Source organism: Marinobacter sp. ELB17, assembly GCF_000169375.1.
GTDB lineage: Bacteria > Pseudomonadota > Gammaproteobacteria > Pseudomonadales > Oleiphilaceae > Marinobacter.
On the sequence record NZ_AAXY01000009.1, the window covers coordinates 103,988 to 126,134 of the forward strand.

A 22,147-nucleotide genomic window follows, 5' to 3' on the forward strand; every position below is an offset into this window, starting at 1 on the left:
AAGCTAGCAAAGCAAATACGGAAAGCGAAAATCACCGAGTTGACAATTTTTTACAAAACAAGCGGTTTTGCCTTACTCCAGATCAAGAGGCGTTTTGCTGCCAGCACCGGGTAACTCGCGCACCAAACGCGGCACCAGAAAACCTGGCAGGCGCTCAAGCAACTCTCGTGTCAGAGCTTTGGCCTCGCTGTCCGGGACTGCAAAATGGTGAGCCCCCGCTACAGGGTCAAACGCATGTAAGTAGTAAGGTAGCACACCGGCATCGAATAACTGCTCGCTAAGTTGTTCCAGTACATCGACGCTGTCATTCACACCACGAAGGATAACACTCTGATTCAGCAGGGTCACGCCGGCCTCGGTTAACCTTTGCAGGGCCTGAACAGTAGCTTGGTCAATTTCCGCGGGATGGTTGATGTGCAGCACCACAACCACCCGCAAACGGGTAGCGCGAATCCATTGCAGAAGCGCATCGCAAACCCGCTGTGGAATTACAACCGGCAGCCGGGTGTGAATCCTCAGTCGGCGTAGGTGAGGGATTTGCTCCAGGGCCTTGGCCCATTGCGCCAGTAATTTGTCGTTGGCGGCCAGAGGGTCGCCACCGCTGAAAATCACTTCGTTAATTTCCGGACTGTTTGCCAGTGTGTCCAGCACGGTTTGGCGGTCCTGCGGTTTTAGCCGTTGCTCGTCATAGGGGAAGTGGCGACGAAAACAGTAGCGGCAATTAATGGCGCACTGCCCCGTCACCATGAGCAGGGCACGGCTTTTGTATTTGCGGATCAGCCCTGTTGTTGCCATGGCGTCGGCTTCGGCCAGTGGGTCGGCGACAAATCCGGCCAGGGTGCGGGTTTCGTCGACCAATGGCAGTACCTGACGCAGCAAGGGGTCGTTGGGGTTGCCATATTCCATGCGCGCCAAAAAAGGCTCGGGCACCCGTATCGAAAACAGCAGGTGCCCGGCATCGGCACCGGCCATCCATTGTTCAGGGCAGAGCCCCAGGCGTTCCAGCAGCTCTACCGGACGGTCGATGGAGTTGGCTAAAATCTGTTGCCAGCTGGCGGACTCTGAACTTTCCCCACACTCCGGGTAAGCGCGGGCTTCTATACGTACGGGGGTTCGCTGTATCATAGCGGCCTTAAAATTCTGAATAGCCTATTGGCAGGTGGACATTTCATGGCTTCATATTCTACCAACGAATTTCGCGGCGGTCTTAAGGTTTTGTTTGAAGGCGACCCCTGCATCATTCTGGAAAACGAATTTGTAAAACCCGGTAAAGGCCAGGGCTTCAGCCGGGTGCGCCTGCGTAACCTGATGACCAACCGGGTGTGGGACCGTACCTTCAAGTCTAACGAAAGCCTGGAAGGTGCCGACGTGATGGATCAGGATATGGAATACCTTTACACCGATGGCCAATTCTGGCACTTCATGCTCACCGATGGTTCGTTTGAGCAGTACGCGGCAGATGGAAAAGCCGTGGGCGATACCCTTAAATGGCTAAAAGAACAGGACGTTTACACGGTTACCTTGTTTAACGGTGCGCCGCTGACGATTACGCCGCCGAATTTTGTCGAGCTGGAAGTGGTCGAAACCGATCCGGGCATGAAAGGCGATACCGCCCAGGGCGGCTCCAAACCGGCCACTCTGTCCACTGGCGCCGTGGTTAGCGTGCCGCTGTTTATCACCATTGGTGAAGTGTTAAAAGTAGACACTCGCACCGGTGAATATATGAACCGGGTTAAAAGCTAGGGCGTTGATGAGCAACGCTGATAGCTGGCAGCCCAGCGCTGCCAGCCGAGCCCTGAAGAGCCGCGCACAACAACTGTCGTTTGTGCGCGGCTTTTTTGCGCAGCGCCAAGTGCTGGAGGTTGAAACCCCGGTGCTTGGCCGCTGCGGCGTCACCGATCCCAATCTGAGCAGTATTGCTGCCCGGGTGAGCGCAGCGGGCCGTCAAGGTGGGTGGTTGCAGACTTCCCCGGAATATCACATGAAGCGCTTGCTGGCGGCCGGCTGTGGCGATATCTACCAGGTTACAAAAGTGTTTCGCGACGGTGAACGCGGGCGCCGGCACAACCCCGAATTTTCCATGCTGGAATGGTACCGCTGCGGCTTTGATGACCAGACCCTAATGAACGAAGTAGCGGACTTGGTCTGTTCCTGGCTTGACTGCTTGCGACCGCACACCCTGAGTTATCGCGAAGCGCTTCGCCGCTGGGCGCATATTGATCCGTTCACCTGCACCGATGCGCAGCTGCACGCTCGCTGCGGGCAATGGATGGAGCCGCAGCAGCTTGTGGGAATGAGTCGCGATGACTGCCTGGACTTGCTGATGAGTTTTGCCGTGGAGCCCCGGTTAGGGCTGGATTGCCCGGTGTTTATCCACCAGTATCCGGCGTCACAGGCCTCGCTGGCGCGCACCAGCCAAGTTGGCGGTTTCGCGGTAGCTCATCGCTTTGAGCTGTATATCAATGGACTGGAGTTGTGTAACGGCTACTGGGAACTGACGGACGCGGATGAGCAGCGCCGGCGTTTTGCAGCGGATAACCGGCTGCGTCAGGCACGCGGCCAGGCAGCCATGGAGCAAGACGACGCTTTTTTGGCCGCGATGGACAGCGGTTTGCCCGATTGCGCCGGCGTTGCCCTGGGGCTGGACCGGTTGTTGATGCTGAAACTGGGTGCCAGCTCGATTGATGAGGTGCTGGCCTTCCCCTTCGCCAGGGCCTGAGCGCGATCGTCTCCAAATACAAGCTTCAAACTTCAGGCTTCGACCTCGCCGAAAATTTCGCCTAACTTCACTTTTTTTCCGGGTTTTTGGGCGTTACTCCACTGAGTTCGGCCTTTTGGCATCACCATCACGACCGTAGAGCCCAGGCGGAAGCGACCCATTTCCTCACCCCGTGCAAACTTGAGGGCCTGCTCGCCGCTGTAGCTTTGCTGGCTGACACCGCCATCGCCTGGCGCCGCTCCGGGTTTCACGACGCCGGCCCAGGGTGTTTCCACGCTGCCGACAATCATTGCGCCTACCAATACCAGCGCCATTGGGCCGGTCGCGGTATCAAACATGCATACGACGCGTTCATTGCGGGCAAACAGGTTGGGTATGATGGCTGCGGTAGCCGGATTTACAGAGAACAATCGGCCGGGCACGTGCACCATTTCCCGCAGCTGTCCGGCCATCGGCATGTGAATCCGATGATAGTCACCGGGGGCCAGGTAAATGGTGGCGAATTCACCTTCGGCAAAGATATCGGCCCGTTGCTGATCACCGCCTAACAGTTCCAGCAAGCTGAACGATTGGCCTTTGGCCTGAAAGATGCGGCCCCCGTTTATATTGCCCAACTGGCTGACGCAACCGTCTACCGGGCTAACCAGCGTGCTTTCGTTACCCTCAATGGGTCGCAAACCAGGCTTGAGTGCCCGGGTAAAAAAATCATTGAAGCTGTCGTATGCATCGGGGTCGCTGTTTTCAGCTTCGCTCATGTTTACGCCATAGCGGTTAATAAACCAGCGTATGAAGCGGTGGCGTAAGGCTGGCGTACCGGTGCTGTTAGCCATGCGCCCAGCTAGACGGGAGAGTGAGAGCTGGGGCGCAATATACTGGCTCAGAACAAACAGCTTTTCCATCATCAGAAAAATCCTTTGGCTACGATGGCGCGAAGTTTAGCAAACGGCCTATTTCATCAAAAGGTTTATACCCCAACGCACAAGATTTCCGGCGCTACCGTGTTCCGGGTTGGTCCAGTTTTAGGCCGCGAGCCTGCTGCTCTGCCATAGCCTGTAAGATGCGGTGGAAACTCCTTTTGCGTTCCGGGCTTAGACGACCGTCTTCCGCGGCAGCATCAATGGCGCAACCGGGGTCGCCGGCGTGGCGGCAGTTGCGGAACTTGCAGTAGCCCATCAGGTCGCGAATTTCGCGAAAGCCGTACTCGATTTCTTGCGGTGTCATGTGCCAAAGGCCGAACTCGCGAATGCCCGGCGAGTCAATCAGGTCGCCGCCGATGGGCAGATGAAACAGCTTGGCGGTGGTAGTGGTGTGAATGCCTTTGCCGGTGCTCTGCGACACTGCGCCCACCCGCAGTTCTTCATCGGGCAACAGGGTTTGAATAATGGACGATTTACCCACCCCAGACTGGCCCACAAACACCGTCGTACGATCTTTCACCAGGGCTTCCAGCTCTGGCGGTGGCTGGTTGCCGGCCAGGGCGGCAGACGTGCGAACCACCTGATAGCCCAGTGCTTCATAGCGCGCCAGTAGCGCTTCTATGGCGCTGCGGTTGTCGTCGTTGATAAGGTCAGTCTTATTCAGCAGTAGTATGGCTGGAATGTCAGTGGTTTCTGACGCCACCAGATAGCGGTCAATCAGGTTGTCGTGGGGCTCGGGCTCGGGGGCAACCACCAGAATAATATAGTCAATATTCGCCGCCACCGGTTTCAGCGCGCCGAAGTTGTCCGGCCGTTGCAGCAGGTTGATGCGTTCGCAGCGAGCGACGATTACGCCGGTCAGATTTTTACCGGAGCGCCAGATGACTTTGTCGCCGGTGACCAAGCTGTCGATATTGGCGCGCACAAAGCAGCGCACAACGGCTCCTTGGTGCTCGCCTTCAAGAGCTTCTACGTCCAGCTGCTGGCCGTAGTGCGCAATAATCAAACCTTGAACTTCCGGCCCTAACTCACCCGCATCGACCTGCTCTTTTACCTGTTCTTCCTTGCGCGCGGCGCGTGCTGTCCGTTCGCCCTGAATTTTTTCGATGCGCCATTGTTGCTGTTTGTTGAGTCGCCGTTTTGCCATAAAGTTTTCATTAACCGGGTAAAGTTTCGGGGTTGTTTCAAAGCTGCTGTGTCATCATATTGGCATATTATTTGGCATACTATCGGTTTAGCGACTGCACTACCGACTGTTGCGCTGATAAATTCCGGATTTTACCGTTAGCACCACGCAGGAGAAATACCGATGGCAAAGGGCAATCGCCTGGTCTGGATTGACTTGGAAATGACAGGTCTGGATCCGGAGCAGGAGCGCATTATCGAAATGGCTACCCTGATTACCGATTCCGAACTCAATCTGATTGCCGAAGGCCCGGTGCTTGCGGTACATCAGTCTGACACTCTGATGGGCGCGATGGACGAATGGTGTACCCGTACCCATGGTGAAAGTGGTCTGACCCAACGAGTAACAGACAGTCGCATCAGCGAAGCCGAAGCCGAGCAGCAAACCCTGGCGTTTTTGCGCGAACACCTGGAGCCGGGTGATTCTCCTCTGTGCGGCAACAGTATCGGCCAAGACCGGCGCTTTTTGGTCAAGTACATGCCGCAGCTGGAAGAGTTCTTCCATTACCGCAATCTGGATGTGTCTACCATCAAAGAGCTGGCGCGGCGTTGGCGCCCGGATGTGCTGGACGGAGTCAAGAAACAGGGCAATCATTTGGCGCTGGACGATATTCGCGATTCTATTAACGAGCTGCGCCATTATCGCGAGCACTTTTTCAAACTGTAAGATCGTTTAAATTCTGATGCGCTCAAGCCATACGAGCGCTCAGGGTGCAACTGCTGCCGCTCAAGGCGCCAGGCCGTGTTGGGCCAGCGCCCACTCCACATGCTCGCGTACCATCTCAGACGGGTAATCCTGACGCGCACGCAGCGCTTCTAACACCGGAATGGTGGTAGGGGCGTTGCCCAGCCCGACCGCCAGATTGCGCAACCAGCCGTGATAACCGGTGCGGCGAATAGCCGAGCCTTCTGTACGCTGCAAAAACTGTTCTTCGCTCCACATCATCAGCGCTGCCAGAGACGTGTTATCCAGACCGTGGCGGGGTTTGAAGTCGTCTTCCTCTGAATGTTTGCTGAACTTGTTCCACGGGCACACCAACTGGCAGTCGTCGCAGCCAAACACCCGGTTGCCCATCAGCGGGCGCAGCTCTTCCGGAATACTCTCTTTCAATTCAATGGTCAGATAGCTTATGCAGCGCCGCGCATCCAGCATGTGTGCGTCTACAAATGCATTGGTAGGGCACAGCTGCAGGCAGGCCGAGCAGCTGCCGCAGTGGTCTGTTGTAAAGGGCGCGTCTACGGGCAAGGGCGCGCTGGTATAAATCTCCCCGAGGAAAAAGAACGAGCCCGCTTTGGGGTGTATCACCATGTTGTTTTTGCCAATCCAGCCAAGCCCGGCACGCTGGGCCAGAGCGCGTTCGAGCACAGGAGCACTGTCCACAAAGGCGCGATGCTGGTGGCCTTCGAGGGCGCTGTCGATACGTTTGGCCAGCTGCGCCAGGCGCTTACGCATAAGCTTGTGGTAATCGCGGCCCAGAGTATAACGGCTGATGTACGCGTTTTCGCGATTGCGGAGCGCCTGTTGTGGATTGTCGGGCAGCGTCAGGTAGTCCATGCGCACGGAAATGACGCGCGCGGTGCCCGGAACCAGCGATGCCGGGGTATAGCGTTTGTCGCCGTGGTTTGCCATGTAATCCATGGTGCCGTGGTAGCCCTGTTCCAGCCAGTGTTGCAAGCGTTGCGCGTGCTCGCCTGTATCGGCGCTGGTGATGCCCAGGTCGGCAAAACCCAGCTCTTGGGCCCAGTCGCGAATCTGTTGCACCAATGCCTGCAAATTCGCCTTCTGGTGACTGTTTTTTGCGCAGGTTGTTGATGTTGCAGGTGATGCTGTCATTGGCCGGCCGTGTGTGTGGGGCGAATCTGGGGTTTGCTGGCGTTGGCGTGCAGATTTAATTTGATTAAGTTGTGACCTTTTTTGTGATTTTGCTATGCTTTACAGATAGCTGGCAATTTGTCTTAAACCGGTTTCTTTGGCTTGGAGTGTCCGATGTCGTGGTCAGCAAGGCACAGTCTATCAGAGTACCGTCTATCAGAGCCGAGTCTATCAAAGCCTGATCTGTCAGCGCCCGCAGGGCAAGGTGCGGGTCTGCCTCCGGCTTTGTACAGCGCCGGTTCGGTGCGCAATCTGGACCGGTACTTGATTGACGAACAAGGAGTCGATGGCTTTGAGTTGATGCAGGCCGCTGCCCGCAGTGCTTTTCGGCAGCTCCTGCGCCGCTGGCCCCAGTGCCGCCGCGTGTTGGTGCTCTGCGGTGCGGGTAATAATGGCGGCGATGGTTATCTGTTGGCGACTTGCGCTCTGCGCCGCGGTTTGGGCGTAACCTGCCTGGTGCTGTCAGATCCCGCCAAACTGCAGGGTGATGCCCGTAAAGCCTGGCAGCGGGCGAGCGACCAGAAGATCAGTATGGTGACCGCAGCACAGTCGGCTGACACGGATTTGACGAGTTTTCTGGAACAGGCCGATGTTACGGTAGACGCTATGTTGGGCACTGGCCTGAATGGCGCGCCACGGGGTGAATTCGCGCGAGTTATTGTGCTTTGCAATCAATCAGCCGCGGGCGTTTTGGCGCTGGACGTACCCTCAGGGCTCAATGCCACCACCGGTGCAGCCGCGGGTGATGTCGTTGCTGCGGATGCTACGGTAACATTTATAGGTTTGAAAGCCGGCCTGTTCACCGGTCACGGTCCTGCTGTTTGCGGTGAGGTGGTTTTCGAAGATTTGGGTGTCGCCCAGCAGCTTGGTGGCTGTACCGAGCCGGTGTTAGCCACACGGGCGGACTGGTCCTCCGTTACTTTGGGTATTTCGAAGCGCGCTGCCAACGCTCACAAAGGCAATTTTGGCCATGTGTTAGTGGTTGCGGGCGATCGCGGTTTTGGTGGTGCGGGGTTGCTGGTGGCCGAGGCCGCTGCGCGCAGCGGTGCAGGGCTCGTTTCCTTGGCGACCCGGCAAGAGCATGTGGCTGCAGCACTGAGCCGGTGCCCGGCGGTAATGAGCCACGGCGTTGTGCATGGCTCTGAGTTGGCGCCTCTGCTAGCGGCGGCAACCGTGGTGGTTTGTGGACCAGGCCTTGGCCAGTCGGCCTGGGGTCAACAGATGCTGCAGCAGGTGTTGGAATGTAACAAACCGCAGGTGCTGGATGCCGACGCCTTGAATCTGATGGCGGGCGGCCTGATGGCGAAAAAAGCGTCGGTAGCCGCGGACAATCGTATTTTGACCCCTCACCCTGGGGAGGCTGCGCGCCTTTTGGGCTGCACCGTTGCGGAGGTGGAGATTGACCGGTTAAGCGCAGCGCGCAAGTTACAGTCGCGGTACGGAGGCACCATTCTACTTAAGGGTGCCGGCACCGTGATTGCGACCCTGCACGGTCGAATATTTGTGGTCAGCGGCAGTAATCCGGGGTTGGCTACCGGGGGGATGGGGGATGTACTGGCGGGTATTGCTGGTAGTTTATTGGCTCAGCTGACGGATTCGACCCAGGCAGTCGTGACGGCTGCAGCCCTGCACCTGGCGGCAGCTAACATGGCAACTCAGCAGTTTGGCTATATGGGCCTGCAGCCAACCGATGTTATTGATGCTTTGCCCCGGGTGTTAGCCTGCTCAGGGCATTGAATTGAACAGTAATTGAACGGAGCGTTGTGTAAACGAGTTCGCGGTACACCGGAGGACCTATGACAATTTTTGGCAATGAGCGCCGGCTGTTCCTGGCGGATGACAGTGAAACCGAACGCTTGGGCCGGGAGCTGGCTCGCTTGGTCCAGCGTGCAGAAAACGCGCTGGCGATTTATCTGGGTGGTGATCTGGGTATGGGCAAAACCACACTCAGCCGAGGCTTGCTGCGCGGGTTAGGGCACGAGGGTGCGGTAAAAAGTCCGACTTACACCATTGTGGAGCCTTACGAGAATTTGCAGCCGCCGGTGTATCACTTTGACCTGTATCGTCTGAAAGACCCGGAAGAACTGGAATTTATGGGCATACGTGATTATTTCAATGATCATAATTTATGCCTGATGGAGTGGCCGGAAAGGGGCGAAGAGTTACTGCCCACTGCGGACCTGACAGTGCATCTGGAATCTCAGGGCAATGGTCGCTCGGCCATCTTGCGCGCTGGCTCTCAGGTAGGCGCCGATATGCTGAATGAGCTGGAAATAATTGGCCCGGAAGATGCGCACCATACCGATTCGTGACAAAGGGATGTTCAATGGCTTATTTCTATAACAGGATCTGCAGTAAAACCGTGCTGGCTTTTCTGGCCCTCAACCTGCTACTTCTCATGCAGGTGGCGCAGGCAGGTACCCGTGTGGAAGGCCTGCGAATCTGGCCGGCGCCGGATCACACTCGCTTGGTCATCGATACGGCCGGCGAAGTAGATCACACTATTTTCGCGCTGGCGGGCCCAGACCGGCTGGTTATTGATTTGAAAGACACCCGGTTGCAGGCGAGCCTGGACAAGCTGGACTTGTCTGGCAGCCCTATCCGCCGTATTCGCAGCGCGGTGCGCAATGGTAAAGATCTGAGGGTTGTGCTGGACCTGAAAAAAAGCGTGAAACCTCGCAGTTTTTTATTAACACCGAACCAGCAATACGGCCACCGTTTAGTGGTAGACCTTATTGACGAGGGCGGCACCCGCGTTGATAGGGCCAAGGCGGCAAAGCCGACCATTACCCACAACTCCGCGGGTAAACGAGACATTGTCATAGTGATTGACGCTGGCCACGGCGGTGAAGATCCGGGCGCTATCGGGCCCCGCGGTACTCGTGAAAAAGACGTGGTGCTGAACATGGCCAAGACCCTGCACGACCTTATCAACAGCCGCCCGGGTTACAGCGCCAAGCTGACCCGTACCGGCGACTACTACATTGGCCTGCGTAATCGCACGCTTCTGGCCCGTAAATACAACGCCGATCTTTTCGTGTCAGTGCATGCGGATGCGTTCCGCACGCCACAGCCAAAAGGGGCATCGGTATTTGCTCTGTCGCAACGGGGAGCGACCAGTGAGACCGCTCGTTGGTTGGCGCAAAGCGAAAACCGCTCTGACCTGATTGGCGGCTCAGGGGTCTCGCTGGAAGGCCGCGATGACACCCTTGCCGGGGTTCTTCTGGACTTGTCTATGACCGCCAGCATTAACGCCAGCCTGGGCGTGGGTAGCGCAATACTGGGGCAGCTGGGGGGGGTGACCGAACTTCACAAGCCCGGCGTAGAGCAGGCATCTTTTGTGGTGCTCAAGTCGCCGGATATACCGTCTATATTGGTGGAAGCCGGCTTTATCTCAAACCCTCAGGAAGAGAAGAACTTGTCCACTGAGCTCTATCGTAAGCGCTTATCTGCTGCGATTATGACCGGTATTGACGGCTATTTCCGCAAAACACCGCCACCGGGTACGCTGCTGGCGTGGCAGAAGCAGAACGGCCAGATGCAGAACCGCGTGAGCCGCTACCGCATCCAGCGAGGTGACACTCTGTCTGATCTGGCGCGGGAAAATCAGCTGTCCGTGCGTGAGCTTATGCACCTTAACGGCATGCAGAGCGACCGTGTTATGGTAGGTCAAACCATTACCATTCCTGCCAGCTGAGCGATTAGCTAAACAATTCGTTGAAAAAGAGGTCCGCGCCAGCCATGCCCCACATACATTTGCTGCCCCCCCGGCTCGCGAACCAGATTGCCGCCGGTGAGGTGGTGGAGCGGCCGGCGTCCGTGGTCAAAGAATTGATAGAAAACGCTTTGGATGCGGGTGCCAGTCGGGTGGATGTGGACATAGAACAGGGCGGCGTCAAGCTGATCCGAGTGCGCGACGACGGCTGTGGTATCGCCGCTGAAGACCTGTCCCTGGCCCTGAGCCGCCACGCCACCAGCAAGATTACCAGTCTGGATGACCTTGAAGCAGTCACGTCGCTGGGTTTTCGTGGTGAGGCACTGGCCAGTATTAGTTCCGTATCCCGCCTGAGCCTGACCTCGCGCACCGAAAATCAGGAAGCCGCAAGCAAAGTCGAAGTGGAAGGTCGCGATATGGACGCGCACGTATCGCCGGCGGCGCACCCGGTGGGGTCCACGGTAGAGGTTCGCGATCTGTTTTTTAACACGCCGGCGAGGCGCAAGTTTTTGCGTACTGAAAAAACTGAATTTGGCCACGTGGAAGAATGCGTCCGGCGCCAGGCTCTAAGTTGCTTCGATACCGGCTTCAATCTGCGCCATAACCAGCGTGCCGTGCAAAGCCTGCGACCGGCCTTGTCAGAGCTGGATAAAGAACGGCGGATTGCGTCGCTGTGTGGTCAGCAGTTTATCGACAATGCAGTGGTCATTAGCGCCGAAGCCACCGGTTTGAAACTTTGGGGCTGGGTTGCTCTGCCCACCTTTTCCCGCAGCCAGACTGACCTTCAGTACTTTTTCGTCAACGGTCGTGTTATTCGTGACCGTCTGGTGGCGCATGCTGTACGCCAGGCCTACCGTGATGTGCTTTATAACAATCGCCACGCCGCTTTTGTGCTGTATCTGGAAGTAGACCCGGGATCGGTGGATGTCAATGTGCACCCCACCAAACACGAGGTGCGCTTCCGCGATGGCCGTCTGGTCCACGATTTTCTGTTTCGTACTCTGCACAAGGCGCTTGCAGACGTGCGCCCGGACGACCATTTGCGTGGTGCGGTAGCGCAGTCTCTGGGCCGCGAAAACGCGTTTGCAGCCGTCACGGGTTCTGCTGAAGGGCTCCCGTCGCCAGGTTCGGCCGCGAGTGAATCGGCTTTGGGCTACCCGGGCGGCATCGAGCGGACGCCTGGCCAAGTTACACATTCAGATCCGCAACATCAGTGGCAGGCCAGTGACCAGCTCGGTTTTTATCAGGCCCTGAATGCCGGGGGCGGTGTGTCTGCGGGCCGCCAGGCAAGCGTTGCCGCTCACCCTCCGCAAATGCTCGAAGACAGCGAACAAGAGCCGCCCTTGGGCTATGCCATTGCCCAATTGCACGGTATTTATATTCTGGCACAGAGCCGCACCGGATTAATTATGGTGGATATGCACGCGGCGCACGAGCGTATTACATATGAGCGCATGAAACAGGCGTTGGCTCAGCAGGATCTGAAAAGCCAGCCTTTGTTGGTGCCGCTATCGCTGGCAGTCAGTCAAAAAGAGGCCGGACTGGTTGAAACCCACGGCGATGAACTGCAGCAGTTGGGCCTGGTGATAGAGCGCATTGGGCCAGAGACGCTGGCGGTGCGACAAATTCCGGCGTTGTTGCGCGGTGCCGATGGTGAACAGCTGGTGCGTGATGTGCTGTCTGATTTGATTGAACATGGCCAGAGTGACAGGGTTCAGGCGGTCACTCAGGAATTATTGGGCACCATGGCGTGCCACGGCTCGGTGCGGGCCAACCGCCAGTTAACCATTCCGGAAATGAACTCGCTGCTGAGAGACATGGAGGCCACCGAACGTAGCGGTCAATGCAACCACGGTCGCCCAACCTGGACAGTGATGACGCTGGCCGAGTTGGACAAACTGTTTCTACGGGGGCGTTGATGAACGCTGTCGGTTTTGCCGATCAACCCGCGGCGACAGCATTGCCGCCTGCTATTTTTATTATGGGCCCTACCGCCTCCGGTAAAACTGACCTGGCTCTTCAGCTTTGCCAGCACTTACCCTGCGATATCATCAGCGTGGATTCGGCGATGATTTATCGCGGTATGGATATCGGTACGGCCAAGCCCAGTGCAGCCGAGCTGGCGCAGGCGCCCCACCGCCTTATTGATATCTGTGACCCTGCTGACACCTATTCTGCGGCTAACTTCCGCAGCGATGCGCTGGCCGAGATGGCTAAAATCACGGCAGCGGGTCGCATTCCGCTGTTAGTGGGTGGCACCATGATGTATTTCAAAGCGTTGCTTCACGGTATGTCAGATTTGCCGTCGGCAAATCCGCGAGTGCGCAAGCAGTTGGTGCAGGAGGCTCAATTGCAGGGTTGGGACGCGCTGCACCAGGAGTTAGCGGCGGCGGATCCGGTTGCGGCTCGCCTTATTCATCCTAATAACCGGCAGCGGCTGATCCGCGCGTTGGAAGTGCTGCGCTTGACCGGGCAGCCGATTTCGTCATTTTGGCAAGCACCGCCTGCAGTGATCGCCAACACGCCGGATACCAAGCCTGCTGATAACGAGAATTACACTTATTTCACCGGTTGGCAGGCAGACGCAGGCTCTAGCCTTCCGTATACTATCAGTCAGTTGGTTGTTGCGCCGCTGCAGCGCCAGATACTGCATGATCGTATTTACCAGCGTTTTCTGGCTATGCTGGATGCAGGTCTCCTGAGTGAAGTCGAAGGCTTGATGGCTCGCGGTGATCTTGAGCCATCTATGCCATCTATGCGCTGTGTCGGTTATCGCCAGGCATGGGAGTACTTGTCTGGCCAGTGCGACCACACAGCCTTTGTGGACAAAGGCGTTGCCGCCACCCGTCAATTGGCCAAGCGACAGCTAACCTGGCTGCGAAAATGGCCAGATGCGCTTTGGCTGGACAGTGATAACAAAGATATCGTTGCGGACGCATTGAAAAAAGCCGGTCTTAACACCACATTGAATACTTGAATTGACGATCTGACTTACTCAAACAGGAGAATACACATGTCAAAAGGGCATTCTTTACAAGACCCTTACCTGAATGCGCTGCGAAAAGAGCGCATTCCCGTTTCTATTTTTTTGGTCAATGGCATCAAATTGCAGGGCCAGATCGAATCTTTCGACCAATTCGTTATTTTGCTGAAAAACACCGTCAGTCAGATGGTCTATAAGCACGCTATATCTACCGTTGTGCCGGCAAGAAATGTTCGCATTCCGCCGCAGAACCCGGCAGACGAGGATGAGGGCGAGTCTGAAGACTGATTCTTCCGCCCTACTGTGCTGGTTCCGGTGGTACACCCGCGCCAGTGTGGAATCCCAGGGCTCCACACTGGCGCGGGTGTTTGTTTATTTGAATTTGATTTTTTGATTGAGTAACCCGGAGAAACTGCCCATTGTTTGAGCGTCCTGACGTTGGTGAGCGCGCGGTTCTGGTCAATATTGATTTTACCGCGCACGATGGCAATGAAGACCCTGGCGAGTTTCGCGAGCTGGTCATTTCTGCCGGTGTAGAGCCTGTGGATACAGTCACCGGGTCGCGTAAGCAGCCGAGCCCGCGCTTTTTTGTGGGTGATGGCAAGCTTGAGGAAATTCGCGCTGCAGTAGCCGCCGCAGAGGCCGACGTGGTGCTGTTCAATCATTCCCTAAGCCCCAGCCAGGAGCGGAACATTGAGCGCGAACTGCAGTGCCGGGTGTTGGACCGCACTGGGGTTATTCTGGATATTTTTGCACAGCGTGCCCGCACTCACGAAGGTAAGTTGCAGGTAGAGCTTGCACAGCTCCAACATATGTCAACGCGTCTGGTGCGGGGCTGGACTCACCTGGAACGTCAAAAAGGCGGTATTGGCCTGCGTGGCCCCGGCGAGACCCAGCTTGAAACAGATCGCCGGTTGCTGCGCGAGCGCATCAAGTCGATCAACAAGCGCCTTGAAAAAGTGCGCAGACAGCGCGACCAAGGGCGTCGGGCGCGGGTGCGGGCAGATTTGCCCACGGTGTCGCTGGTTGGCTATACCAATGCTGGAAAGTCTACACTATTCAACCGAATCACCAGTTCCGACGTATACACTGCTGACCAGTTGTTCGCGACGCTCGACCCAACTATGCGGCGCCTGGAACTTCCGGATATCGGTGCGGTCATTTTGGCGGATACTGTGGGCTTCATCCGTCACTTGCCACACAAACTGGTAGAATCGTTTCGCGCCACACTGGAAGAAACGAACGAAGCCGCGCTGCTGTTGCACGTGATTGATTGTCACGACGAACGTCGCGATGACAATATAGCTCAGGTAGAAAATGTGCTGGCGGAAATCGGAGCTGACGAAGTGCCGGTCCTGCAAGTGTTTAACAAGACGGATCTGCTAGACGATTTTGTTCCGCGAGTGGATCGCAATCAAGAAGGCGTGCCGGTGAGGGCCTGGGTATCGGCCGTGACCGGGGACGGTTTACAGGGGCTTTTTGATGCCGTTGTAGAGCGCCTGGCACAAGACGTTGTGCATCATTTTGTTGTGCTGGGACCGGCCGATGGCAAGTTCCGTGCGCTGCTTCATGAAGCGGGTTCGGTATTGAGCGAGTCCAGCCGGGAAACCGGTGAAACCATACTGGAAGTGCGATTGCAAAACCGCGACTGGCATCAGCTACTGAGCCGGGCGGGAGTGCGGGAGGATGAACTGGTGTTCCGGGCAGGCAGCGAGTGACAACCATCGCCTATTGCCCGTAAGCCAATAAATCCCTAGTATTTGCAGCCATTCGACATGTTAGGAACGGAGAGTATTATGGCCTGGAATGAACCGGGTGGAAACCGCAACGATAACGACCCTTGGGGCAACGGTGGTCGTGGCGGCAAAGATCAGGGACCACCAGATCTCGACGAAGCGCTGAAAAGGGGTCTTGATAAGCTTAGCAGCCTTCTGGGCGGTAAAGGCAAAGGCAGCAACTCCGGCGGCGGTGGCAACATGGGCATCGGCGGCAAGTCCGGTGGCGTTGGTGCCGTTCTGGCACTGGCGGGCATACTTGTGGTCGGCTACGTTGTTTTTCAGTCGTTCTACACGGTTGACGAGCAGGAACGTGCTGTAGTTCTGCGTTTCGGTGAGTATGATCGTACCGAAACCCCGGGCTTGCAATTTAAAGTGCCGCTCATTGACGACGTCACAAAAGTGGGCGTAACCAACGTGCGCACCGCGCAGACGAGCGGCCAGATGTTGACTCAAGATGAAAACCTGGTAACCGTTGAATTGCAGGTTCAGTATCGGGTAGGCGATGCCAAATCTTACGTTCTGAACGTGCGTGACTCCAACCAGGCTTTGGCGTTTGCCACCGACAGTGCGCTGCGCCACGAAGTAGGCAGCGCCACGCTGGATGAGGTTCTGACCGAAGGTCGTGCTCAGCTCGGCGTGATGGTTGAACAGCGCCTGCAGAAATTTCTGGTCGATTACGGAACGGGCCTGGAAATTGTACGAGTCAACTTGGAAAGCACTCAGCCGCCACCCGCGGTGCAGGACGCGTTCCGCGAAGTACAGCGCGCCCGTGAAGACGAGCAGCGGGTGAAAGAAGAAGCGGAAACCTACCGTAACAAGGTGGTTCCTGAAGCCCGCGGTGAAGCCCAGCGCATGATTGAAGAAGCCAATGCTTATAAAGCGCAGGTAACCGAACGTGCCAACGGTGAAACGGCTCGCTTCTTGGAGCTGCTTGCGGTCTACCAGCTGGCGCCGGTCGTTACCCGCGAGCGGATGTATCTGCAGACCATGGAGACCGTGTTTTCAAACAGCAGCAAAGTGTTGGTTGATACCGAAAGCAGCGGTAATATGATGTTGTTGCCTCTGGATCGGTTGACCCAAGGCGCGGCGGCATCACTCAGAGGTAATAGCGACAGCGCTTCTCGGGCAGATATTCAGGATGTCACCAATCAGGTGATCCAGGAAATGAACACTCGTCAAGACACCAACGCCCGAAGGAGCAGATAATCATGGGACCTAAAAGTATTGTTGGTCTTGCAGGCGCCCTGATTGTTGTCCTGCTGGTATTGTCGAGCGTGTTTATTATTCCGGAGACTCACCGCGGCGTAAAACTGCGTTTTGGTGAGCTGGTGCAGACCGATATTCAGGCTGGCATTCACTTTAAAGTGCCGGTGATTGACCAAGTGCGTGAGTTCGACATCCGTATTTTGACCATGGACCTGCCAACGCGGCAGTACCTGACGGTTGAAAAGAAACCGCTAGATGTCGATTCTTATATCGCCTGGAAGATTCGTGACGTCGATCAGTTCTATCGTGCCACCGGTGGCGACGAGTTTCGTGCTCAGTCGCTGCTGCTGTCACGGGTCGACAACGGCCTGCGCGACGAGTTCGGTGTTCGCACCATGGTGGAGGTGGTTTCCGGTGAGCGCGACGAGCTGATGATGAACCTGATCGACCTGGTCAACCAAACCTCCGTTAGTGAGTTTGGCATCGAAGTGCGGGATATACGGGTGAAAGGTATAGAATTTCCTGGTCAGGTTAGTGAGAACGTTTTCCGCCGTATGGCGACAGAACGGATGAAACTGGCTCAGGAATTCCGCTCCCGCGGTCGCGAATTGGGAGAAGGCATTCGTGCTGACGCCGACCGCCAGCGTACCGTCGTTCTGGCAGAGGCGTTCGCGCGCTCGGAAACGACTCGGGGTGAAGGCGACGGCCAGGCGGCAAGAACTTATGCCGACGCCTATGGCGCGAACCCAGACTTCTACAGCTTCTATCGAAGCCTGGAAGCTTACCGTAATACTTTTGCGAACAAGGACGACCTGATGGTGATCGACGCCAACAGCGCTTTTCTTAAGTTCTTGAAGGACCCCCAGGGCGCTAATTAAACCCGGGTAGAAAACGAAAAACCGGAATACTTAGGTACTCCGGTTTTTTTGTGTCTGCCGAGAGTGTAAACTCTGACCGGTTTGGGCTCCGGGATGCTCCCGGCGTGGCTAAAACAGATAACGGAATCTCATGACAGTATCTGATCGCTGGCTTTTGCCAGACGGTGTTGAGGATATTCTGCCGCCCCTGGCGGGTCAGATTGAATCCTTGCGCCGCAACATTATGGACGTATGTCAGCATTGGGGTTACCAACTGGTGATTCCTCCGCTGATAGAGTACCTGGAGTCACTGTTTACCGGCACAGGGCATGATCTGGAGTTACAAACGTTCAAGTTGACGGACCAGCTGACGGGCCGAATGATGGGTGTGCGCGCCGACATGACGCCTCAGGCTGCGCGCATTGACGCCCATACTCTGGCGGAGGAAGGTATTACCCGGCTGTGTTACGTCGGGCACGTGTTACACACCCGTCCCCGGCACATGCTGACAGGCCGTACGCCTATTCAGGCCGGCTGCGAACTGTTTGGTAGCAGCTCTGAAAGCGCCGACATGGAAATCATCAGTCTGGCGCTGGAAGCGTTGAGTGTTGCCGGTTTGCCGGCTATCCACATGGACCTGGCCCACGTGGCCATCTATCAGAACCTGATCGCCGATGCCGGTTTTGACCGCGATACCGAAGCCGCAGTGTTTGACGCCATGGGCCGTAAGTCCCTGCCCGAACTGAACGTTTTGTTGGGTGACGAAGCAGCGGACAGCGCCGGTGGGCGCCTGCGCCGGCTGGCCGCCGTCAGCGGCGGTCGTGAGGCGCTGGATCAGGCCCGTGATATTGTTCAGGGTGCTTCGGCCGAGCTGGACGCGGCGCTGGATCAACTGGGCCGGGTGGCCGATACTCTTAGTCAACAGTTTCCAGGCCTTCGCCTGGGCTTCGACTTCTGTGAATTGCGTGGTTATAACTACCACACCGGTCTGGTGTTTGCCGCTTACGTGCCCGGCCATGGCGACGCAGTTGCCAAAGGTGGCCGTTACGATGCCATTGGCAGTGACTTTGGCCGTTCACGGCCGGCAACCGGTTTCAGTCTGGACATTCGCGCGCTGGTGGCTTTGGGCAGCAGCACGGTGCCTGCGCAAGGCGCAATCTGGGCTCCGGTGAACCCTGATCCTACACTGGCCGTGGCCATTACGGAATTACGACACAGCGATACGGTTATCCGCGCACTGCCGGAAGACCACAATTGTGACCCTGGCGCTCGCGGCTGCGACCGCCAGCTGGTGAAGTACCAAGGCCAGTGGATTGTTGAAAAACTCGGCTGATGCGGCACCGCGTCGGTATTTATTGCACTTTTAATAGTCAAACTTGCGGGCCGTTCATTGTTGGCCGGCCGCACAGAGAGAGAATCATGGGCAAAAACGTTGTTGTGCTGGGTACCCAATGGGGTGACGAGGGTAAGGGTAAGATTGTAGACCTGTTAACCGAAAAGGTGGCCGCAGTCGTGCGCTTCCAGGGTGGCCACAACGCTGGTCATACGCTGGTGATTGAGGGCAAGAAAACCGCCTTGCACCTGATCCCGTCCGGTATTTTGCGTCGGGATGTTCAGTGCTTGATTGGTAACGGCGTGGTGCTCTCGCCGGAAGCGCTGTTGAAAGAAGTACGGGAGTTGGAAAGCAACGGCGTTGCGGTCCGTGAACGTCTCAAAATCAGCCTGGCCTGCCCATTGATCCTGCGTACCCACGTGCGCATCGATGTGGCCCGTGAACACGCCCGTGGTAACGATAAAATCGGCACCACCGGCCGTGGCATCGGCCCCGCTTACGAAGACAAAGTGTCACGTAGAGGCCTGCGGGTGGGCGATTTGTGCAATATGGCTAATTTTGAAGTCAAGCTGCGCGAAATCATGAGCTATCACAACTTTGTGCTGACCGAGTACTTCAAAGAAGAAGCCGAAGACGTGGATGCGGCTCTGACCGAGTTGCGCCAGATGGGTGAAGAGATTCTGCCGATGGCTGCGGATGTCACCGATTTGCTGCACGATTACCGCAAGCGGGGCGAACACATTATGTTCGAAGGCGCTCAGGGGTCTTTGCTGGACATTGATTTGGGCACCTATCCGTACGTGACTTCTTCTAATACTACGGCTGGCGGCACCGCTACCGGGTCTGGTTTTGGCCCGTTATTTCTTGATTATGTGCTGGGTATCACTAAGGCCTACACCACTCGTGTTGGCGCTGGTCCGTTCCCCACCGAGCTGTTTGATGAAATGGGTAAGTACCTGTCGGTGAAAGGTAATGAAGTAGGCACCACCACCGGCCGTGCACGTCGCTGTGGCTGGTTTGACGCGGTTGCTTTGCGCCACGCCATTCAGATTAACAGCGTATCGGGTATTTGCCTGACCAAGCTCGATGTTCTGGACGGCATGGACGTGGTTAAGGTGTGCATCGGCTATAAAACGCCGAATGGTGAAATTACCCGCCCGCCCATTGGCTGCGACACTTACAAAGACATCGAGCCGATCTATGTGGATCTGCCGGGCTGGCATGAAAGCACTGAAGGGCTGACCCGTCTCGACCAGCTTCCCGAAAATGCTCGAGCCTATATCCGCTTCCTGGAAGAACAGATTGAAGCGCCGATTGACATCATTTCTACCGGCCCTGACCGGGTTGAAACGATTGTTCTGCGCCATCCGTTTGGTGAGTAGTGCGCCAGGTACAGGGACAGATTTCAAATCTGTCCCCGGATTTTCTAGTTGGGTTTGTTTGCAATCAGGGTCGCCCGTAGCGGGCCAGGATAACCCTCAATGGTGCGCTTGGGGTCATCGGGATCAAGAAAATCCTGTAACGAATTGAACCGCATCCAGTCGGTACTGCGTTGTTCTTCGGTGCTGGTAGCCGTCACATCCACCACCCGTGCATTGACAAAGCCACAACGGTCGATCCAGCGCAGCAGAGTAGCGCAACTGGGCAGAAACCAGACGTTGCGCATTTGGCCGTAGCGATCTTCCGGCATCATGCTGGCGCCTTCCGGGCCTTCTATTACCAGGGTTTCTAGCACCAACTCACCACCATTGCGCAGGGTGTCTTTAAGTTCCAGCAGATGGTCCAGTGGCGAGCGTCGGTGATACAAAATGCCCATAGAAAAAGTGGTATCAAAGGCTTGGAGTTTTGGCGGCAAGTCCTCAATGCGAAGTGGCAGCAGGTCCACCGGCACATCGCTTAGATAGTTTTTTACCGCTAGAAACTGGAATAGAAATAACAGTCCCGGATCAATACCAATCACCCGCGCGGCGCCGGCGCCGTGCATGCGCCAACAGTGGTAGCCAGAGCCGCAGCCAACGTCCAACACCTGGCGCCCGTGCAGGTCAGCCAGAAACGGCGCCACTCGGTTCCATTTCCAGTCTGAGCGCCACTCGGTATCAATCGCGGTGCCAAAAAAATCAAACGGGCCTTTGCGCCAGGGCATCAAGCCCCGCAATCCCGTTTCCAGATCTGCAGATTGTTCCCGGGTCAGGGTTTGGCCGGCGCGCAGGGTCACGGCGGGCGCATCCAGTCTGGCTTGCACATTCGGCAGCGGCGGCAGTAAATTCAACGCACTCTGCCAGCGTGGAACGTCGCCGTGAGGCGTTTCATCAAAGCGTTGAGTCAACTGCTGGCGAATCTGCGTGGCCCAGGCGCCGTGATTCTGCTGCTCAAGGTGTTCGAACAGGTCGTTGTAACAGGTCTGCCAGTTGAAATAGCTCATTTAATGGCCAGAATCGAGACGAAATTGAAGCACTGATACCACACCAGCGCCCTTTCAAAGCCGGCGTTTAAAAGGCGTTGGCGATGGACTTCCAGAGTTTCCGGAATCATTACGTGCTCTATGGCGCTGCGTTTCTGGCTGATTTCCAGATCTGAATAGCCGTTGGCACGTTTAAATTCGTGATGTAGGCGAGTTTGTATTTCCTGATCGGTGTCGTTGTCAAAGCGCAGTTTTTCCGACAGAATCAGCGCGCCACCCGGGCGCGTGGCCTGGGCAATGCGCGTCAGCAGATCTGCGCGATCAGAGAGCGGCACAAACTGCAGGGTGAAATTGAGGGTGGTCACCGAGGCGTTGCGCATGTCGGTGTCCAGTATGTCGTCACAGCGCAGGCTGACCGGCAATGGGTGGTCATCCAGGGCAACGTAGTGCTGGCAGCGTTCGATCATCGCCACTGAGTTGTCGACACCGATGAGTTGGCAGTCGCGGTATGGGATGCCATGGCGCATGGCCAGGGTAGACGCACCCAGCGAACAACCCAGATCATAGGCGTTGGTGCCGGGCTGAATGTACTGCTCGGTGATTACCTGAATCATTGGGATGATAGTGGTATAGCCCGGTACTGAACGCCGGATCATATCCGGAAACACTCGCGCTACTGCGGCGTCAAAGCGGAAATCTTCCGGGTTGCGCTCGGTGGCAAACAGCCGGTCAGTGAGTTGCTGCGGCGCCACCGGTTTAGGGCGTTCAGTCATCGCTCTGGTCCCGTTGCCCCGGGCTTTCCGGCTCCGGCAGGGCCGACGGTCCGGTCGGTGAGGGACGCGAACAGCGCACGCCACGATTCTTGTAATCCACCAGAACGCCGAGATAGGAAGGGTCGATATCGGCCGCAATGGCCAGGTAGCCGTTCTCACATCTCGCGTGCAGTTCAGAGGCTTTTGATGACATGTTGAAGGATTCCCCGGGGGCGACCTGAATGGCCGTAAATTCAGCGATGGGGAGGTTCTCTTTATTGTCAGAATGATCAATTTTTCCGGTCATCTCCAGCACCAGTACCGAGCCGGCGATGGCGGCGATGGCGGTGAGAATCAAACTGCGGGTGGTATAGAGTTTCGAACCCTGACTCATATAATGGTCTCTGTAAAATGTCTGAAAGAATTTA

The 22,147-nt window shown here is 56.6% G+C and carries 21 protein-coding genes; 14 read left to right on the top strand and 7 right to left on the bottom strand.

The window, feature by feature from the left end:
• Positions 1-72: 72 nt before the first annotated feature.
• On the bottom strand, positions 73-1,125 hold the full coding sequence (epmB, locus tag MELB17_RS12555) for an EF-P beta-lysylation protein EpmB (RefSeq protein WP_007350622.1): 1,053 nt from the start codon (positions 1,123-1,125) through the stop codon (positions 73-75).
• A 45-nt stretch (positions 1,126-1,170) separates the two neighbouring features.
• Here epmB and efp point away from each other — a divergent pair, with 45 nt between their 5' ends.
• A complete protein-coding gene (gene efp, locus MELB17_RS12560) occupies positions 1,171-1,743 on the top strand; it encodes an elongation factor P (protein WP_007350623.1) in 573 nt (190 codons plus the stop codon).
• Between the two features lie 7 nt (positions 1,744-1,750).
• The gene (gene epmA / locus MELB17_RS12565; RefSeq protein ID WP_007350624.1) at positions 1,751-2,719 is read left to right on the top strand and encodes an EF-P lysine aminoacylase EpmA; all 969 of its coding nucleotides are present in this window, start codon (positions 1,751-1,753) and stop codon (positions 2,717-2,719) included.
• A gap of 32 nt (positions 2,720-2,751) precedes the next feature.
• Here the strand turns inward: epmA and asd are convergent, their stop codons facing one another.
• Both asd and rsgA read right to left on the bottom strand, forming a co-directional pair.
• Positions 2,752-3,621, bottom strand: coding sequence for an archaetidylserine decarboxylase (asd, locus tag MELB17_RS12570; protein ID WP_007350625.1), 870 nt, complete (start codon positions 3,619-3,621; stop codon positions 2,752-2,754).
• A gap of 91 nt (positions 3,622-3,712) precedes the next feature.
• Positions 3,713-4,783, bottom strand: coding sequence for a small ribosomal subunit biogenesis GTPase RsgA (gene rsgA, locus MELB17_RS12575; protein WP_007350626.1), 1,071 nt, complete (start codon positions 4,781-4,783; stop codon positions 3,713-3,715).
• A 162-nt stretch (positions 4,784-4,945) separates the two neighbouring features.
• Here rsgA and orn point away from each other — a divergent pair, with 162 nt between their 5' ends.
• Positions 4,946-5,488 carry an oligoribonuclease gene (gene orn, locus MELB17_RS12580; RefSeq protein WP_007350627.1) on the top strand — a complete coding sequence of 181 codons (543 nt, stop codon included), beginning with the start codon at positions 4,946-4,948 and terminating at the stop codon, positions 5,486-5,488.
• Positions 5,489-5,548: 60 nt separating this feature from the next.
• Here the strand turns inward: orn and queG are convergent, their stop codons facing one another.
• Entirely contained in the window at positions 5,549-6,655 is a 1,107-nt protein-coding gene (gene queG, locus MELB17_RS12585) for a tRNA epoxyqueuosine(34) reductase QueG (RefSeq protein ID WP_036184678.1), read from the bottom strand.
• A gap of 264 nt (positions 6,656-6,919) precedes the next feature.
• Here queG and MELB17_RS12590 point away from each other — a divergent pair, with 264 nt between their 5' ends.
• The 11 genes from MELB17_RS12590 (at position 6,920) to MELB17_RS12640 (ending at position 19,948) form a co-directional block, all read left to right on the top strand.
• The gene (locus MELB17_RS12590) at positions 6,920-8,431 is read left to right on the top strand and encodes a bifunctional ADP-dependent NAD(P)H-hydrate dehydratase/NAD(P)H-hydrate epimerase (RefSeq protein WP_007350630.1); all 1,512 of its coding nucleotides are present in this window, start codon (positions 6,920-6,922) and stop codon (positions 8,429-8,431) included.
• A 59-nt stretch (positions 8,432-8,490) separates the two neighbouring features.
• Positions 8,491-9,006 carry a tRNA (adenosine(37)-N6)-threonylcarbamoyltransferase complex ATPase subunit type 1 TsaE gene (tsaE, locus tag MELB17_RS12595; protein WP_007350631.1) on the top strand — a complete coding sequence of 172 codons (516 nt, stop codon included), beginning with the start codon at positions 8,491-8,493 and terminating at the stop codon, positions 9,004-9,006.
• Between the two features lie 14 nt (positions 9,007-9,020).
• On the top strand, positions 9,021-10,391 hold the full coding sequence (locus MELB17_RS12600; protein ID WP_007350632.1) for an N-acetylmuramoyl-L-alanine amidase: 1,371 nt from the start codon (positions 9,021-9,023) through the stop codon (positions 10,389-10,391).
• Positions 10,392-10,435: 44 nt separating this feature from the next.
• Entirely contained in the window at positions 10,436-12,328 is a 1,893-nt protein-coding gene (gene mutL, locus MELB17_RS12605) for a DNA mismatch repair endonuclease MutL (protein ID WP_007350633.1), read from the top strand.
• Positions 12,328-13,386 (top strand): tRNA (adenosine(37)-N6)-dimethylallyltransferase MiaA, encoded by a 1,059-nt coding sequence (gene miaA, locus MELB17_RS12610; RefSeq protein ID WP_007350634.1) that lies wholly within the window; start codon positions 12,328-12,330, stop codon positions 13,384-13,386. Before mutL ends, miaA begins: the two co-directional genes overlap by 1 nt.
• A 36-nt stretch (positions 13,387-13,422) precedes the next feature.
• Positions 13,423-13,680: an RNA chaperone Hfq gene (gene hfq / locus MELB17_RS12615; protein ID WP_007350635.1), complete on the top strand. Its 258-nt coding sequence runs from the start codon at positions 13,423-13,425 to the stop codon at positions 13,678-13,680.
• Between the two features lie 131 nt (positions 13,681-13,811).
• Positions 13,812-15,110 (top strand): ribosome rescue GTPase HflX, encoded by a 1,299-nt coding sequence (gene hflX / locus MELB17_RS12620; protein WP_007350636.1) that lies wholly within the window; start codon positions 13,812-13,814, stop codon positions 15,108-15,110.
• A 78-nt stretch (positions 15,111-15,188) separates the two neighbouring features.
• Positions 15,189-16,376: an FtsH protease activity modulator HflK gene (gene hflK / locus MELB17_RS12625; protein ID WP_007350637.1), complete on the top strand. Its 1,188-nt coding sequence runs from the start codon at positions 15,189-15,191 to the stop codon at positions 16,374-16,376.
• Positions 16,377-16,378: 2 nt separating this feature from the next.
• Complete coding sequence (gene hflC, locus MELB17_RS12630) at positions 16,379-17,254, top strand: protease modulator HflC (protein ID WP_007350638.1); 876 nt, start codon at positions 16,379-16,381, stop codon at positions 17,252-17,254.
• Positions 17,255-17,384: 130 nt separating this feature from the next.
• Positions 17,385-18,566 carry an ATP phosphoribosyltransferase regulatory subunit gene (locus tag MELB17_RS12635; protein WP_007350639.1) on the top strand — a complete coding sequence of 394 codons (1,182 nt, stop codon included), beginning with the start codon at positions 17,385-17,387 and terminating at the stop codon, positions 18,564-18,566.
• A gap of 86 nt (positions 18,567-18,652) precedes the next feature.
• Positions 18,653-19,948, top strand: a complete 1,296-nt coding sequence (locus MELB17_RS12640) for an adenylosuccinate synthase (RefSeq protein WP_007350640.1) — start codon at positions 18,653-18,655, stop codon at positions 19,946-19,948.
• 44 nt (positions 19,949-19,992) lie between these two features.
• Here MELB17_RS12640 and cmoB read toward each other — a convergent pair whose 3' ends face one another.
• Genes cmoB through MELB17_RS12655 form a run of 3 tightly spaced genes read right to left on the bottom strand, consistent with a single transcriptional unit; the run spans position 19,993 to position 22,113 of the window.
• Positions 19,993-20,988: a tRNA 5-methoxyuridine(34)/uridine 5-oxyacetic acid(34) synthase CmoB gene (gene cmoB / locus MELB17_RS12645; RefSeq protein WP_007350641.1), complete on the bottom strand. Its 996-nt coding sequence runs from the start codon at positions 20,986-20,988 to the stop codon at positions 19,993-19,995.
• A complete protein-coding gene (gene cmoA / locus MELB17_RS12650; RefSeq protein WP_007350642.1) occupies positions 20,985-21,740 on the bottom strand; it encodes a carboxy-S-adenosyl-L-methionine synthase CmoA in 756 nt (251 codons plus the stop codon). Before cmoA ends, cmoB begins: the two co-directional genes overlap by 4 nt.
• Complete coding sequence (locus tag MELB17_RS12655) at positions 21,733-22,113, bottom strand: hypothetical protein (RefSeq protein WP_007350643.1); 381 nt, start codon at positions 22,111-22,113, stop codon at positions 21,733-21,735. Before MELB17_RS12655 ends, cmoA begins: the two co-directional genes overlap by 8 nt.
• Between the last annotated feature and the right edge of the window lie 34 nt (positions 22,114-22,147).

Bases quoted from the DNA above. Each gene is read 5' to 3' on its own strand.
- epmB (WP_007350622.1), bottom strand. From the start codon at position 1,125: ATGATACAGCGAACCCCCGTACGTATAGAAGCCCGCGCTTACCCGGAG.
- efp (WP_007350623.1), top strand. From the start codon at position 1,171: ATGGCTTCATATTCTACCAACGAATTTCGCGGCGGTCTTAAGGTTTTG.
- epmA (WP_007350624.1), top strand. From the start codon at position 1,751: ATGAGCAACGCTGATAGCTGGCAGCCCAGCGCTGCCAGCCGAGCCCTG.
- asd (WP_007350625.1), bottom strand. From the start codon at position 3,621: ATGATGGAAAAGCTGTTTGTTCTGAGCCAGTATATTGCGCCCCAGCTC.
- rsgA (WP_007350626.1), bottom strand. From the start codon at position 4,783: ATGGCAAAACGGCGACTCAACAAACAGCAACAATGGCGCATCGAAAAA.
- orn (WP_007350627.1), top strand. From the start codon at position 4,946: ATGGCAAAGGGCAATCGCCTGGTCTGGATTGACTTGGAAATGACAGGT.
- queG (WP_036184678.1), bottom strand. From the start codon at position 6,655: ATGACAGCATCACCTGCAACATCAACAACCTGCGCAAAAAACAGTCAC.
- tsaE (WP_007350631.1), top strand. From the start codon at position 8,491: ATGACAATTTTTGGCAATGAGCGCCGGCTGTTCCTGGCGGATGACAGT.
- MELB17_RS12600 (WP_007350632.1), top strand. From the start codon at position 9,021: ATGGCTTATTTCTATAACAGGATCTGCAGTAAAACCGTGCTGGCTTTT.
- mutL (WP_007350633.1), top strand. From the start codon at position 10,436: ATGCCCCACATACATTTGCTGCCCCCCCGGCTCGCGAACCAGATTGCC.
- miaA (WP_007350634.1), top strand. From the start codon at position 12,328: ATGAACGCTGTCGGTTTTGCCGATCAACCCGCGGCGACAGCATTGCCG.
- hfq (WP_007350635.1), top strand. From the start codon at position 13,423: ATGTCAAAAGGGCATTCTTTACAAGACCCTTACCTGAATGCGCTGCGA.
- hflK (WP_007350637.1), top strand. From the start codon at position 15,189: ATGGCCTGGAATGAACCGGGTGGAAACCGCAACGATAACGACCCTTGG.
- hflC (WP_007350638.1), top strand. From the start codon at position 16,379: ATGGGACCTAAAAGTATTGTTGGTCTTGCAGGCGCCCTGATTGTTGTC.
- MELB17_RS12635 (WP_007350639.1), top strand. From the start codon at position 17,385: ATGACAGTATCTGATCGCTGGCTTTTGCCAGACGGTGTTGAGGATATT.
- MELB17_RS12640 (WP_007350640.1), top strand. From the start codon at position 18,653: ATGGGCAAAAACGTTGTTGTGCTGGGTACCCAATGGGGTGACGAGGGT.
- cmoB (WP_007350641.1), bottom strand. From the start codon at position 20,988: ATGAGCTATTTCAACTGGCAGACCTGTTACAACGACCTGTTCGAACAC.
- cmoA (WP_007350642.1), bottom strand. From the start codon at position 21,740: ATGACTGAACGCCCTAAACCGGTGGCGCCGCAGCAACTCACTGACCGG.
- MELB17_RS12655 (WP_007350643.1), bottom strand. From the start codon at position 22,113: ATGAGTCAGGGTTCGAAACTCTATACCACCCGCAGTTTGATTCTCACC.